Source organism: Pseudomonas sp. F01002 (genome assembly GCF_004402115.1).
Lineage (GTDB): Bacteria > Pseudomonadota > Gammaproteobacteria > Pseudomonadales > Pseudomonadaceae > Aquipseudomonas > Aquipseudomonas frigoris.
On record NZ_SOPU01000014.1, the window covers coordinates 206,461 to 220,467 of the forward strand.

At 58.7% G+C, this 14,007-nt stretch carries 16 protein-coding genes; 5 read left to right on the forward strand and 11 right to left on the reverse strand.

Translation table 11 applies throughout. The features are described 5' to 3' along the window. Nucleotides 1-10 precede the first annotated feature (10 nt). Nucleotides 11-232, reverse strand: a complete 222-nt coding sequence (locus E3W21_RS09220; RefSeq protein ID WP_129437312.1) for a YgdI/YgdR family lipoprotein — start codon at nt 230-232, stop codon at nt 11-13. A gap of 76 nt (nt 233-308) precedes the next feature. Next, nucleotides 309-911, reverse strand: a complete 603-nt coding sequence (gene mobA / locus E3W21_RS09225; RefSeq protein WP_134419157.1) for a molybdenum cofactor guanylyltransferase MobA — start codon at nt 909-911, stop codon at nt 309-311. Between the two features lie 81 nt (nt 912-992). Here mobA and moaB point away from each other — a divergent pair, with 81 nt between their 5' ends. Together moaB and glp are read left to right on the forward strand one after the other, a co-directional pair. Further along, a complete protein-coding gene (gene moaB / locus E3W21_RS09230; protein ID WP_129437308.1) occupies nt 993-1,532 on the forward strand; it encodes a molybdenum cofactor biosynthesis protein B in 540 nt (179 codons plus the stop codon). Continuing rightward, the gene (glp, locus tag E3W21_RS09235) at nt 1,516-2,742 is read left to right on the forward strand and encodes a gephyrin-like molybdotransferase Glp (RefSeq protein ID WP_134419158.1); all 1,227 of its coding nucleotides are present in this window, start codon (nt 1,516-1,518) and stop codon (nt 2,740-2,742) included. Before moaB ends, glp begins: the two co-directional genes overlap by 17 nt. A gap of 53 nt (nt 2,743-2,795) precedes the next feature. On the opposite strand, the gene E3W21_RS09240 is transcribed toward glp, so the two are convergent. Beyond that, on the reverse strand, nt 2,796-3,104 hold the full coding sequence (locus tag E3W21_RS09240) for a hypothetical protein (protein WP_129437304.1): 309 nt from the start codon (nt 3,102-3,104) through the stop codon (nt 2,796-2,798). A 229-nt stretch (nt 3,105-3,333) separates the two neighbouring features. Here E3W21_RS09240 and yegS point away from each other — a divergent pair, with 229 nt between their 5' ends. After that, nucleotides 3,334-4,251, forward strand: a complete 918-nt coding sequence (gene yegS / locus E3W21_RS09245) for a lipid kinase YegS (protein WP_134419159.1) — start codon at nt 3,334-3,336, stop codon at nt 4,249-4,251. On the opposite strand, the gene E3W21_RS09250 is transcribed toward yegS, so the two are convergent. The 3 genes from E3W21_RS09250 to E3W21_RS09260 all read right to left on the reverse strand — a co-directional run bounded on the left by E3W21_RS09250 (nt 4,235) and on the right by E3W21_RS09260 (nt 6,599). Beyond that, on the reverse strand, nt 4,235-4,894 hold the full coding sequence (locus tag E3W21_RS09250) for a response regulator transcription factor (protein ID WP_134419160.1): 660 nt from the start codon (nt 4,892-4,894) through the stop codon (nt 4,235-4,237). The genes yegS and E3W21_RS09250 overlap by 17 nt on opposite strands. Continuing rightward, a complete protein-coding gene (locus tag E3W21_RS09255) occupies nt 4,891-5,784 on the reverse strand; it encodes a sensor histidine kinase (RefSeq protein ID WP_134419206.1) in 894 nt (297 codons plus the stop codon). Before E3W21_RS09255 ends, E3W21_RS09250 begins: the two co-directional genes overlap by 4 nt. Nucleotides 5,785-6,134: 350 nt before the next feature. Next, entirely contained in the window at nt 6,135-6,599 is a 465-nt protein-coding gene (locus E3W21_RS09260; RefSeq protein ID WP_134419161.1) for a hypothetical protein, read from the reverse strand. A gap of 462 nt (nt 6,600-7,061) precedes the next feature. On the opposite strand from E3W21_RS09260, the gene E3W21_RS09265 reads away from it, so the two are divergent. Both E3W21_RS09265 and E3W21_RS09270 read left to right on the forward strand, forming a co-directional pair. Then, nucleotides 7,062-7,997 (forward strand): chemotaxis protein CheV, encoded by a 936-nt coding sequence (locus E3W21_RS09265; protein WP_046049189.1) that lies wholly within the window; start codon nt 7,062-7,064, stop codon nt 7,995-7,997. A 91-nt stretch (nt 7,998-8,088) separates the two neighbouring features. Beyond that, the gene (locus E3W21_RS09270; RefSeq protein ID WP_134419162.1) at nt 8,089-8,895 is read left to right on the forward strand and encodes an MOSC domain-containing protein; all 807 of its coding nucleotides are present in this window, start codon (nt 8,089-8,091) and stop codon (nt 8,893-8,895) included. 85 nt (nt 8,896-8,980) lie between these two features. Here E3W21_RS09270 and E3W21_RS09275 read toward each other — a convergent pair whose 3' ends face one another. The 5 genes from E3W21_RS09275 to atuD form a co-directional block, all read right to left on the reverse strand. After that, nucleotides 8,981-9,265, reverse strand: a complete 285-nt coding sequence (locus E3W21_RS09275; RefSeq protein WP_007940055.1) for a pyrimidine/purine nucleoside phosphorylase — start codon at nt 9,263-9,265, stop codon at nt 8,981-8,983. Nucleotides 9,266-9,334: 69 nt separating this feature from the next. Then, on the reverse strand, nt 9,335-9,877 hold the full coding sequence (locus E3W21_RS09280) for an exonuclease domain-containing protein (protein WP_134419163.1): 543 nt from the start codon (nt 9,875-9,877) through the stop codon (nt 9,335-9,337). A gap of 71 nt (nt 9,878-9,948) precedes the next feature. Then, complete coding sequence (locus E3W21_RS09285; protein WP_134419164.1) at nt 9,949-11,910, reverse strand: acetyl/propionyl/methylcrotonyl-CoA carboxylase subunit alpha; 1,962 nt, start codon at nt 11,908-11,910, stop codon at nt 9,949-9,951. A 123-nt stretch (nt 11,911-12,033) separates the two neighbouring features. Beyond that, entirely contained in the window at nt 12,034-12,831 is a 798-nt protein-coding gene (locus E3W21_RS09290; RefSeq protein WP_134419165.1) for an enoyl-CoA hydratase/isomerase family protein, read from the reverse strand. Beyond that, nucleotides 12,828-13,985, reverse strand: coding sequence for a citronellyl-CoA dehydrogenase (gene atuD / locus E3W21_RS09295; RefSeq protein ID WP_134102833.1), 1,158 nt, complete (start codon nt 13,983-13,985; stop codon nt 12,828-12,830). Before atuD ends, E3W21_RS09290 begins: the two co-directional genes overlap by 4 nt. Between the last annotated feature and the right edge of the window lie 22 nt (nt 13,986-14,007).

Here is a 14,007-nt window from a genome sequence, read left to right on the forward strand (position 1 = left end):
ACCGCAAAAATTACAGCTCTTTAACGGTACGAACCTGATCCTTGTTTATGCGGGTCTGCTTGCCATCCAGTTGTTCGAATTCGTAGAAACCCGAATCTTTATCGAACTTTGGCGCGTCGACAGCCTGGATTTCTCGACCGTCATTCAAGGTGATCACTGTAGGCGATGCGCAACCGGCGAGGGTAGCGAGGCCCAGTGCGAGCATGAAAGTGGCGAGGGGCCGTTGAGTCATGAGTGTGTCTCCGAATATGAATTCTTTTGGTTACGGAGCTTGAGACGTGTACAGCACGCGCAAGTTCCTTCTCCTGTCAGTCTGACACAGTGTAGTGGACACTCAACAGTTCTGGTGTGTTGAGGTTGGCCAGGCGTGGGTCATTGTCGGGGCATTGCAGGGCATTAGCGCCCAGTTTGCGCATGAGACGACCCGGGCTGCGTTCGCCGTCGTTCCAGGCACTGTCGAAATCCGCCGAGAGTGCTACGGGGATTATGCACAGCAGAGGTTCCCAATGTTCGCCATGGCGCAGCATCAGCGGTTGATCCGGGTGCCGGCTGGCGGCGTCGCGCATGCTATTGAGCAGCGCGGCATCGATGCGCGGTACATCACACGGCAGCACCAGCAGATGCGCATGGCGGGCGGCCTTCAGGCCTGCGCGAATACCGGCCAGGGGGCCAGGAAAGTCGCCTTCATCGTCATGAACCAGCTGGTCGGCGTAGGGCGCGTACTTTTCCAGGTTTCTGTTGCAGGAGATGATCAGGTCATCGCTCAATGAACGGGTCTTGCGGTGCAAGTGGGCAATCAGTGGCTCACCTTGCCATTCCAGCAGTCCTTTGTCCTGACCGCCCATGCGTTGGCCACGACCACCTGCCAGGAGCAGAATGGAACAGGGCGGCAAATGTGTATTCGAGGTCATGGCAGGTCTCCATGGGGGCGGCGAAAAAATGAAGCGCTGTGATATAACACCGGGCTGTTTCTCCTACAACTGGATGAGCCTATGAAAGCCAAGGCTGATGTACCTTTCGCACCGCTCAACATCGCGGTGCTGACGGTCAGCGATACCCGTACCCTGGAAACCGATACCTCAGGCCAGGTCTTCGTCGACCGGTTGAGCGCTGCCGGTCATAACCTGGCGGCCCGGGTTCTGCTCAAAGATGATCTCTACAAAATTCGCGCGCAAGTCGCCAACTGGATTGCCGACGATGTCGTGCAGGTGGTGCTGATCACTGGCGGTACCGGTTTCACTGGACGCGACAGCACTCCGGAAGCGGTGAGTTGCCTGCTGGATAAACAGGTCGACGGTTTTGGTGAGCTGTTCAGGCAGATATCGGTAGCGGATATCGGCACCTCTACTGTTCAGTCCCGTGCTCTGGCCGGCCTGGCCAATAGCACGCTGGTCTGCTGCTTGCCGGGTTCGACCAATGCCGTGCGCACCGGTTGGGATGGCATTCTTGCCGAGCAGCTGGATTCGCGTCACCGTCCGTGCAATTTCGTGGCTCATCTCAAACAGGCGGCACCCTGTGAATCCCGCGGGTAAGCCAGGCAAGACTGGCAGTCTGATGGCTGTCGAGGTGGCACTGGCACGCTTGCTGGCAATGGCCGAAGCCTCACCGATTCGTGAGCGTGAACGCTTGCCATTGGCGCAGGTTCAGGGCCGGGTGCTGGCCGATGACCTGGTCTCGACGCTTGATCTGCCACCTTGGCCCAACAGTGCCATGGACGGCTATGCCTTGCGCGTGGCCGACTGGACTGGAGAGCCACTGGAGGTCAGCCAGAAGATTTTTGCCGGTCAGGCTCCGGAGCCGTTGAGGCCTGGCACCTGTGCACGAATCTTCACCGGTGCACCAGTGCCCGCTGGTGCAGATTGCGTCGAGATGCAGGAAAACACCGAGGTTCAGGCGGACGAGCGAGTACGTTTCACCGAAACCATGGCCCCAGGACAAAACATTCGTCCTCAAGGCCAGGAAGCTACTGTTGGTGAATTGATTCTGTCAGCCGGCACGCGCCTCGGGCCGATCGAACAGGGCTTGGCTGCATCGCTGGGATGCGCAGAGCTGGACGTGATTCGCAAGGTTCGCGTTGCTGTTCTGTCCACCGGGGATGAACTGATTGAACCGGGTCAGGCTCTGGGGCCGGGACAGATCTACAACAGCAATCGAGTGTTGCTGTGCAGTTGGTTGCAGCGCCTGGGATGTGAGGTGATCGATGCCGGAATTCTTCCGGATGATTTAGCGACCACCCGCACTCGCCTTGGTGAATTGAAAGATGTCGATCTGATCCTTTCGACCGGTGGTGTCTCGGTGGGAGAGGCTGACTTTCTGGGCATTGCCTTGCGGGAAGAGGGCGAGTTGACGTTGTGGAAACTCGCCATCAAACCTGGCAAACCGCTGACATTCGGACATTTTCGCGGCGTACCTGTGATTGGTTTGCCTGGCAATCCGGCTTCAACGCTGGTGACCTTTGCTTTGTTGGCAAGGCCCTATCTCTTGCGCCGACAGGGTGTAAAAGAGGTTGAACCCCTGAAGTTTCAGGTGCCTGCAGGGTTTGCATGGCCAAAAGCAGGTAATCGGCGCGAGTACTTGCGTGGACGTCTGGAGAATGGCCGGGCAATCATCTACAGGAATCAGAGTTCGGGTGTACTGCGTAGCGCCGCCTGGGCTGATGGTCTGGTTGAGGTGCTGGAGGACCGCACGTTGATCGAAGGTGACTGCGTAAGCTTTATCCCGCTGAGTGAAGTCCTGAGCTGACTCTTGCCGCAAACCCGGTTGGTCGAACCGGGTTTTGCGTTCATGGCTAACCCTTAATGAGCCAGGAGTGTCACGACCTGGTCAAAACGGCTATTGGCGATCCAGGCCAGAAGCCCGATGACCACGGTTGTTCCGCCAGCCGAATAGGCAAGCCTGTGTTTGATGGATTTGACGTCACCACGGACTTCATCCATGTCTCGTCGGATGTATTTGAGGTGTGTCTCCAATTCAACGACGCGAGGTTCCATATCAACTTCTCCAGTGGGTTTTGCGCTGATTTTTAATTCAGCTTGATGATTGACGCGTTTTTCTGCGAGCGGTACGACCGGAATGACCGGTGACCTGATCTCATGGCTTTGCATGGCACGTCCCTGTGTAGTTCCTGCTGATGTTTGATAACCGCAGGCGCCAAGGTGTACCAATCGCATGGGTCGGTCAATTGAGCCGATTCCTCACGTCTTGTAAGAAAAAATCCCGCCTTGTAGGACGCCATAGGGCTCGACTTCAAATAATTCAAATTCTTGCGACTTTTATGGGGCGAGATGAGGTCAACATCTCCCATACGGAATTCAATCATGGGAGTAACAACTAATGAGCGAACGCAAGGCGCTGTTGATTCTGCATGGCAAGCAAGCGCTCAACGAGGAGGTTCGGTCTGCCGTTGCGGACAAGCGCAAACAGGGTTGGGAGCTGGCCGTTCGAGTGACCTGGGAAGCGGGCGACGCACAGCGCCTGGTAGATGAAGCGCTGGCGGCAGGCTACATGCAGATCATCGCCGGTGGCGGTGACGGTACCTTGCGCGATATTGCCGAAGCCATGGCTGCGCATTCGACTGAGGCCAGCCTGGTACTGATGCCGTTGGGGACCGCCAATGATTTTGCGCGTGCCGCTGGCGTGCCTCTGGAGCCCGCGCAGGCGCTGGAACTTCTCGACGCTGCGCCGAGCGCCATTGATCTGGGGGAGGTCGGCGGGCAGGTGTTCCTGAATATGGCCACGGGCGGTTTTGGCAGTCAGGTCACGGCAAACACCTCGGAGGACTTGAAAAAAGTCCTCGGGGGCGCGGCTTACCTGTTCACCGGTTTATCGCGCTTCAGTGAGTTGCATGCAGCCTATGGCGAGTTGCAGGGGCCTGATTTCCAGTGGAGTGGCGAGCTGTTGGCATTGGGCATCGGCAATGGCCGACAGGCCGGCGGTGGAAATGTGTTGTGTCCAGAAGCGCTGGTTGACGACGGTCTGCTGGACATCAGTATTCTGCCTGCGCCGCAGGAAGTCGTCGGCACCTTGAAAACCCTGCTCGCCGATGGCTTCGGCATCGACAACATGTTTGTGCGAGTCAGGTTGCCATGGGTCGAAATCAAGGTCTCGGAAGGCCTCTACATCAACCTCGATGGCGAACCTCTGGAAGGTGACAATTTGCGTTTCTCGATACGTCCTGCGGCACTGCGCGTGCATTTACCTGAAAACTCGCCGCTGCTGGGGTCATCGCAGTTGATCAATCATCCAGGCTGATGATCTGCTCGCGAACGGCGAACAGCACCAGGCCCGCCACATCGTAGATCTGCAAGCGCTTCATGATCTGCGAGCGGTGGGTTTCCACGGTCTTGATGCTGAGGCCCAGGCCATTGGCGATCTCCCGGGTGGATTTTCCGCGAACGATCAGCCGAAGGATTTCCAGCTGACGCGCTGTCAGGTTGTGCGAGTCGGCAGGTTCCGGCTGGTTTTTCTGAGTTCGGGTTAGCGCCTGGTTGATGACGGTGTGGGCGATGGCCGGGCTCAGGTAGCGTTCGTTGTTACGCAAGGCATCCAGGGCATGTTCGAGCTCGGTAGCCGTGGTGTCCTTGAGCAGGTAGCCATGTGCACCGGATTCCAGTGCCTGCATGATGAGTGCTGGATCGGTGTGCATCGACAGGATCAGCACCTTGCTCTGCGGGCGTACTCGCTTGAGTCGCTGCAATGCGTCAAGGCCACTGGTTTCCTTCATGGAAATATCCAGCAGGACGATGTCCGGGGACAACTGTTCGACTATCTCGAGCAGCTGCGAGCCGTCATTGGCCTCACCGATTACCGCGTAGCCGGGAATATCCAGCACCAGAGCGCGCACGCCTGCCCTGATAAGCGAGTGGTCATCCACCAGAAGTAAGTTACAAGTCAACGCATAACCTTATTCGTACTAGCCCGTTCGAGTGCACGAGGCGCCCAGGGGAAGAGTGCTTCGATTTGAGTGCCTTTGCCCGGCTCGCTGGTCACGCTCAGTGTGCCGCCCAGCTGATTGATCCGTTCCGACATCCCTGCCATTCCACGTTGCCCCTCACGACCTGGATCGGTCGCTGGCGCGAATCCCAGGCCATCGTCACTGATCAATAGTGTCAGGCCCTGAGGCTGACGTTGCAGGCGGACCAACAGATTTTTCGCTTCGGCATGGCGCAATATATTGGTCACCGCTTCCTGGGTGATTCGAAAGGCGGCCAGCGTCATTTCCTCCGGTATACCGGCCAAACGCTGATGGCATTCCAGGCTCCAGTGCACCGGCGTGTTGGCCAGCGTCTTGAGTAAATGCGCCCGCAGACTGGCTTCCAGCCCGAGACTGGTCAGCTGCCTCGGATTGAGAATGGCCGATACGTCTCGCACTTTGGCCAGGGTTTCTTCCAGCGTATCGCAGAGCACCGAACACTGGCCCTGAAGTTCTTCGGGCATTCGGCGTTTGAGCCAGTCGCTTTGAAGTTTTGCCGCGGTCAGCAATTGGCCGATATCGTCATGCAGTTCCCGACTGAGCCGGCGCCGTTCGTTTTCCTGTACCTCCAACAACCGGTCAGCCAACTCCTGGGGTTGAAACTTTATCGACTTGCGCGAAAGACAGTACTGCACCCCGACGCAGGTCAATGCCGCAATATTGAGTACCAGCAGACTCAGCGGCAGGGGAGTGGACTGGCTATAAATCAGCAGGCAGCCAAGCGCCGAGCAGGTACACAACACAAGCGTGACCAGGCGCGCGTTTTTTCGGGAGGGTGGCTTTAGGGTGATCGACTTGAGGCTGGCGTACATAGCGGATGGAGCCAATGGATGTTCGCTGCGGGAAGACCGGGCATCGTGGATGACGGGTCTCTGTCTGGAGTCACTCTGCCATTAATTGACGTCAACTAATGGGCGGCATAATACCACTTAAGATACCGTTGGTCGCGTTTGCTATATATGTCTGCCGAGTCAGGAAATAAGCGTTTGTGGACAGCAGTTCCATAATGGAAAAAGTTGGGTGGCAGGAAGGGTTTTATTTGTTTTGAGTTGTCGTTAGCAGGTATGGAATATTCAATTGCGACATGAGCCCGTTAAAGTTAGAGAGGCAGTCATGGCAATAAAAACTCGGAGCGCGGCACAGTGCTCCGATCCATTGAGGATTACCGTCCCAAAGAGGAAACGAGCGTGAACGGTTTGGAATTAGCGGGGGGCTGAAACTGACTTTGTCCGACCTGAAAGGCGAAGGCTTCGATCAGGGATGTCTGTTCGCTGTCATCAAGGCTGAGTTGGCCGGTCTTCTGATCGATAAGCTCAAGTTGCCAGGCGATCAACGTCAGGCAGTCTTTCAGCGCACTCAGGGCCTGGTCGTGTAAATCCATGTGATTCTGGGCATGGCTCAGCAAACCATGAATGTGCAACGAGAACTCGGAAACGGCTGCCAGAGCAAGGGCATCGGCCTTGTTGGCCAGTTTGAGCAGGGTGCTAAGCATGCAGTCGATGGCATCCTTGTCATTGCTTATCAGTTGCAAATGACTCAGGCATTCCTCGGTTTTAACCAGGAGTGTCTCTGCTTCGACGAGAAACTCCGGGAGCCGTTGAGCCCACTCTTTACGATCGTTCGGCATGCTTATCTCCACAACGTCATGTCAAATGAGGGGATGTCGTGTGTGTCGACGGGGACGATCAGAGTCCCCGCATTGCCATGCCGTCGTGAGATCGCGCGCCGGCCTGTCTGGCTGCAGGCTGGGGAACTCGATAGGGTGGATGGCCACTTACCTGCGATCGCACACAAAAGCCTGACTCCGTTCATGCAATGAGAATGGCGTCACATTAATGGCTATTGGATATTGCGAATATCAGGTTGGGCCTGATTGCTACTAGGGGAATCCCTTACACGGGGGAACCAGCCGAACGAAACGAGGTCTCGCGGCAGGCAATGACGCAGATGAAATCACCTGGCTAGTAAAGCATGATGTTAATGTGGCATCAATGTTTGGTCGTGGCATTTTACAGGGGGGTCAAGGTCCGGCAAAAACAGCCGATAACCCCCTTTAGTGAATTCATCAGAACAAGCCCAGGAGTCATTGATGGCCGGCATTCTCGACACGGTAGACCAACGCACGCAACTGGTGGGTGAGAATCGCCTGGAAATTCTCATGTTCCGGCTGGCCGGACGGCAATTGTTCGCGATCAACGTGTTCAAAGTGCAGGAGGTGCTGCAACTGCCGAAGCTGACACTGATGCCTCAGCGTCATCCATTTGTCTGCGGCGTGGTTAATTTGCGTGGCCAGACCCTGCCGGTGATCGACCTGTCCCAGGCCATCGGTATGCGTCCGCTGGTGCCAAGCCCGACCAGTACGATCATCGTTACCGAGTACAACCGTTCGGTACAGGCGTTCCTGGTCGGTGGTGTGGACCGTATCGTCAACATGAACTGGGAAGCCATTCTGCCGCCGCCGGCCAGCGCCGGTCGTCAGCATTACCTGACGGCCATCAGCAAGGTCGACGATCAGTTGGTGGAAATCATCGACGTCGAAAAAGTCCTGGCGGAAATCGTCCCGTACAACGCCAAGGTCTCGCGCGACAAACTCGACGATCCGGTTCTGGAACGTGCCCGTGGCCGTGAAGTGCTGCTGGTGGACGACTCTAACGTGGCGTTGTCGCAACTGCGTGACACCCTGGGTCAGTTGGGCGTGAAAATGCACATTGCCAGCGATGGCTTGAAGGCACTGAACATGCTCAAGGCCTGGGCCGATACCGGTGTAAACATGACCGACAAACTGTTGATGATCTTCACCGACGCGGAAATGCCGGAAATGGACGGCTATCGCCTGACCACGGAAATCCGCAACGACCCGCGTCTGCGTGGCCTTTACGTGGTGCTGCATACCTCATTGTCCGGCAGCTTCAACGACTCGATGGTCAAGAAAGTAGGCTGCGACAACTTCCTCTCCAAATTCCAGCCGGACAAACTCGTCGACGTGGTGCGCCAGCGCTTGATGCTTGATGAAGTACCTGCCTGACACCACCCGCAGAGGCTGACTTGACGTCAGCCTTTGATTCGGCGATCAAGCTCGTATAGGGTGGCGTTTTTTGCCCACCAGGGAGCTGGCCATGTTGCGTCTGAGCGCGCTTTATCGTTATCCGTTGAAATCCGGCAAGGGCGAGATCCTGCAGCAGGTCAGCCTTGACAAGCTGGGCCTGGACGGTGATCGACGCTGGATGCTGGTGGACGAGGCCAGCGGGCGCTTTCTGACCCAGCGTGCAGTGGCGCAGATGAGTCAGCTGTCGGCGTTGTGGAATGCCGACGGTGGCTTGACCCTCAGTGCGCCGGGCCGCTCACCGATCGATGTCGCATTGCCTGCCAGCGACGCGGAACTGCGTGGCGTGACCATCTGGCGCGACACACTGCGTGTGCCGGATGCCGGCGACGAGGCGGGTGCCTGGGTCAGTGAATTCATTGGCAAACCGACTCGTCTGGTGCAAGTCCCTCTTGATCGCGCACGGACCACTCAGGCCGGCTATGGCAAGGATGATGATCAGGTGGCCTTCGCCGATGGCTTTCCGCTGTTGCTGATCGGACAGGCCTCACTGGAGGACTTGTCGCAAAAAGTCGGCCGTCCGCTGGAAATGCTGCGCTTTCGGCCCAACCTGGTGATCGAGGGCAGCGAGGCGTATGCCGAAGATGGCTGGAAGCGTATCCGCATCGGCGATGTCGAGTTCCGCGTGGTCAAGTCGTGTTCACGTTGCATTCTGACCACCATCGACCCGCAAACCGGCGAGCGTAGCGAAGATCGCGAACCTCTGGCCACGTTGCAAACATACCGTGCCGAGGCCGATGGTGCGATGTTCGGACAGAACCTGGTCAACGACAGCAATGGCCAACTTGAAGTCGGTATGCCGGTGACAGTCCTGGAATAAGACAATTTGAATGACTGCCGTTGAACAAAAAATGCCCGTGTCCAAGGACGCGGGCATTTTTTTGTCGCTGTGAAAACCCAGGTGTCTAGCCGCGGTATTCGCACAGGTAAGCGGTGTCGACGGCCACTTTCAGCTGGAACTTGCTGTTGGCAGGCACGTTGAACTGGCTGCCGGCGGCGAAGGTTTCCCAGTCGCTGCTGTCCGGCAGTTTGACGGTCAGGGCGCCGGACACCACGTGCATGATTTCACGCTGGCTGGTGCCGAATTCGTATTCGCCCGGTGCCATGACGCCGATGGTCGCAGGACCTTCAGCGGTGCCAAAGGCGATCGACTTGACGGTGCCGTCGAAGTACTCGTTGACTTTAAACATGGGCGATTCCTCGAAAAGGGCTGAAAAGGGCCGGCCAGTATGCACAAGGCCCATGCCGGCGTCACCTCTCTAAAGCGGAAGAACCAGTGGCAATAATCGTGCGGTATTGCGCGCATCTTCCAGCGCCCGATGTTGTTGGCCATTGAACTGCATGCCCGCCAGTTGCAGCGCGCCGTTAAGCCCCAGCGGGCGCTCCAGTCGACGAGCCTTGGCAAAGCGCTGTTTGAGGTTCATGTGCGGCACTCGGCTCAGGGCGCTGTCGAGTTGCAGGCGATCCCACTCCTGAACCAACTGTTTGCGATCGTAATCGCCCCAACTTGCCCAGCCTTCGAGGCGCGAGTGATGTTGGTCGAGCCAGTGCTCGAACGACGCCCAGACCTCGCTCAGAGGCTGCGCGGCGTCGATGTTGGCCTGGGTGATGTGGGTCAGTTGCCGGCAAAACGGCGTCAGCATGGGCCGACGCAGCGGCCGGACGAAACGCTGGAAAGCGTCCAGTTCGCGCCCCTTGCGGTCCACCAGGGTGGCGCCGATTTCGATGATTTCCATTTCAGTTACTGGCCAACCACCCTCATCGGTGGTGGCTTCGAGATCAATGACCAGCCAGTGAGGCATCGCAGGGTTCCTGGTATCCGCGTCCTGATAGGGCTTGAGCGTAGCCAAACCCGGCGGATCCGCCTAGCAGCTTATTCGACCTCCAACAAAATCTGACGATTTTTCACCTGATCACCGACCCTGACCTGCAAGCGTTTGAGCACGCCGTCGATGCCCGACTTGAGCGGATGCTCCATTTTCATGGCCTCCAGCACGACCAGCAACTGGCCTTTAATGACCGGGCTGCCTTCAGTCACCAGCACATCGACGATCGCCCCGTCCATCGGAGCCTTGAGGGTGCCGGTGCTGACGCTGGCCTGGCTGCTGACCAAGGCCTGCGTCCGGTCCACCAGCCGCACACTGCCGGGACGGGTGAACAGCCAGAGTTGCCCGGCCTCAAGACGGTAAGCATGGCGTCGTCGGATACCGTTGATTTCCAGGCTGGCCCAGCGTCCGTCGCACTGGATGATCTTCAATTCAAAGGGCGTTGTGGCGACTTGAATCCGATACGGTTCACCCGGCACAGCGTTCAATTCCACCGGCCAATCCTGATCCTCAAGGCCGATTCGATAGAGCAACGGCACGCTGGCGTTGTTGCGCCAACCGGCCAGTGGCACTTGATGAACCTGCGCCGAGGCCTGATAGAACAGCGCAGCAGCGATGGCCAGTTCTTCGGCGCTCGGCACATGCGCATGCAGGCAGGGATGTTCGGCGAAGTGAGTCTGGATGAACCCGGTACTGAACTCGCCACTGATGAACTGCGGGTGTTCCAGCAGGGCGGCGAGCAAGCGCTGATTGCTTTGCACGCCGAGCAGCACGCTGTCCTGCACCGCCCGCAGCAACTTACGCCGGGCGTCTTCGCGGGTGGCGCCGTGGGCGATGATCTTGCCCAGCATCGGGTCATAAAACGGGCTGATAGTCTGGCCTTCAATCAAGCCATGATCGATCCGCACGCCGCTCTGCAACGCAGGCTCCCAGGCGGTGATGCGGCCGGTTTGTGGGAGAAAACCGTGTACCGGATCTTCGGCGTACAAACGGACTTCTATGGCATGGCCGCTGAGCTGCACTTGCTCCTGGCGCAAGGGCAGAGGCAGTCCTTCGGCGACGTGCAACTGCCAGGCCACCAGATCGAGGCCGGTGATCAATTCGGTCACCGGGTGCTCCACCTGGAGTCGGGTGTTCATCTCCAGAAAGTAAAACTGCCCACGCGTATCCAGCAGGAACTCGACAGTGCCAGCGCCGACGTAATTCACTGCGCGACCTGCCTTCAGCGCCGCTTCACCCATGGCCTGACGCAACTCGGCGGTCATCACCGGGCAGGGCGCTTCTTCGATGACTTTTTGATGGCGACGCTGGATCGAACAGTCGCGCTCGCCAAGGTAGATCAGGTTGCCGTGCTGGTCGCCGAACAGTTGAACTTCGACGTGACGCGGGTCAATCAGCGCTTGCTCGAGAATCAGTTCGTCGCTGCCAAACCCATGCAGCGCTTCGGAGCGGGCGGTGCGCAGTTGCTCCAGCAAATCACTGGCCTCGTGCACCAGGCGCATGCCCCGCCCGCCACCGCCGGCACTGGCCTTGATCATCAGCGGATAGCCGATGCGTGCGGCTTCTCGGCTCAGGGTCGCGTCGTCCTGTTCTTCGCCCTGATAACCCTTGATGCACGGCACACCGGCATCGAGCATGGCGAGTTTCGACAGGCGTTTGCTGCCCATCAGTTCGATGGCTTCGGGGCTGGGACCGATGAAGGTGATGCCGGCATCCTGGCAGGCGCGGGCGAACCCGGCGTTTTCCGAGAGGAAGCCGTAGCCTGGATGGATCGCGTCAGCGCCCGTGCGCCGGGCGGCGTCGAGAATGACCGGGATATTCAGATAGGACTGCTGCACCGGGGCCGGGCCGACGTTAACGGCTTCGTCGGCCATCTGCACATGCAGCGCATCGGCGTCGGCATCGCTGAAGATTGCGACCGTGCGATAGCCCAGGGCCTGGGCGGTGCGCTGGATGCGGCAGGCGATTTCACCGCGGTTGGCGATCAGGATTTTGCTGAGTCCGGGCATGGGGGTTTCCCTTTTGTTTTGCGGTGGATGTGATGGCCTCTTCGCGAGCAAGCCCGCTCCCACAGGGGAATGCATTTCAAATGTGGGAGCGAGCTTGCTCCGGGCGGCGTTCCGACGATGCTTTTAAGGCGCCCAACCCGGTTTACGCTTTTGTACGAAGGCCATGGTCCCCTCGACCCCTTCAGCCCCGGTCACCGCCTCGCTGAACCAGTCGGCCGCTTCATCCAGCAACGCACTCGATGGCTGTCCGGCACTCGCCAGCAACAGTTTTTTGGTCGTCGCATTGGCCTCCGGCGCGCAGCACAACACATGGGCCAGAATTTCATCGAGACGCTCGGCCAACGCTTGCGCGTCATGCTCGACAAAATGCACCAACCCCATGCGCCGTGCGTGTGTGCCATCGAAACGTGCCGCGGTCAGCGCCAGTCGGCGAGTCTGGGTCAGGCCGATGCGCTGCACCACGAACGGCGCGATCTGCGCAGGCAGAAGACCGAGGCTGGTTTCCGGCAGACCGAATTGTGCCTGGTGATCGGCCAAGGCGACGTCGCTGACGCAGGCCAGACCCAAACCACCGCCGAGCACCGCGCCTTGCAGCACCGTGATCACCACTTGCGGCGCGTGTTGCACCTCTTGCAGCAACGCACCGAACGCGCGATTCAAGTCGCGATAGGCACTCGGGCCTTGAGCGCGTGCGTTGGCCATGTCCTTGATGTCGCCACCGGCGCAAAAATGCCCGCCCGCACCACCGATCACCAGCGCGCGAATGGCTCGGTCGTCACGCACCGCCGCCAGCACCGCGCGCAGCTCAGCGACCATCTGCAAGCTCATGGCGTTACGGCTTTCGGGGCGGTTGAGGGTGATGTGCAGGACACCGTTATGCGGTTCGAGCAGCAAGGTCTGGCAAACCGGCAGGGTGCTCATTTGTTTTTCCCCGGCAGGATGCCCATGAGTTTGCAGATGATCCCCAGCATGATTTCGTCGGCACCGCCGCCGATCGACACCAGCCGCACGTCACGATAAGCGCGGGCCACCGGGTTGTCCCACATGAAGCCCATGCCGCCCCAGTATTGCAGGCAGCTGTCGCTGACTTCGCGGCCCAGACGCCCGGCCTTGAGTTTGGCCATCGACGCCAGACGGGTGACGTCCTGGCCTTTGATGTATTGCTCGGTGGCTTGATAGACCAACGCCCGCAGGCATTCGATTTCGGTTTGCAGTTCGGCCAGGCGGAAGTGGATGACCTGATTGTCGATCAGCGCATTGCCGAAGGTTTTACGTTCCTTGCAGTACTCGATGGTGCTGTCGACGCAGTACTCCAGGCCCTTGATCATGTTCGCCGCGCCGAACAGCCGTTCCTCCTGGAACTGCAGCATCTGCATCATGAACCCCGCGCCTTCATGGCCGATGCGGTTGCGTTGCGGCACGCGCACGTTGTCGAAAAACACCTGGGCGGTTTCCGAGCTGCGCATGCCGAGCTTGTCCAGGTGCGAGCTGAGGCTGATGCCCGGCGTGTTCATCGGCACCATGATCAGCGACTTGTTGATGTGCGGTTTGTCGTCCGAGGTGTTGGCCAGCAGACAGATGAAATCGGCGCTCGGTGAGTTGGTGATCCACATCTTGCTGCCGTTGATCACGTAGTCGTCGCCGTCCTTGCGGGCGGTGGTTTTCAAACCGGCCACGTCGGAACCGGCGCCGACTTCGGAAACACCGATGCAGCCGACCTGCTCGCCAGTGATCGCCGGCCGCAGGAATTCTTCACGCAATTCATCGGAGCCGAAACGCGCCAGCGCCGGGGTGCACATGTCGGTCTGCACGCCGATGGACATCGGAATACCGCCGCAGTGGATGGTGCCGAACTCTTCCGCCGCGACGATGGAATAGCTGTAGTCCAATCCCATGCCGCCAAACTTTTCCGGTTTGGAAATCCCCAGCAGGCCGAGGTCGCCGGCCTTGCGGAAGATCTCGTGGATCGGAAAGCGTCCGGCCTTTTCCCATGCCTCGACGTGAGGATTGATCTCGTGATCGACGAATTGGCGGACGGTGCGGCGCAGTGCTTCGTGTTCCTGGGTGAAGATCATTTTTATTGTCTCCTGAGCGCCC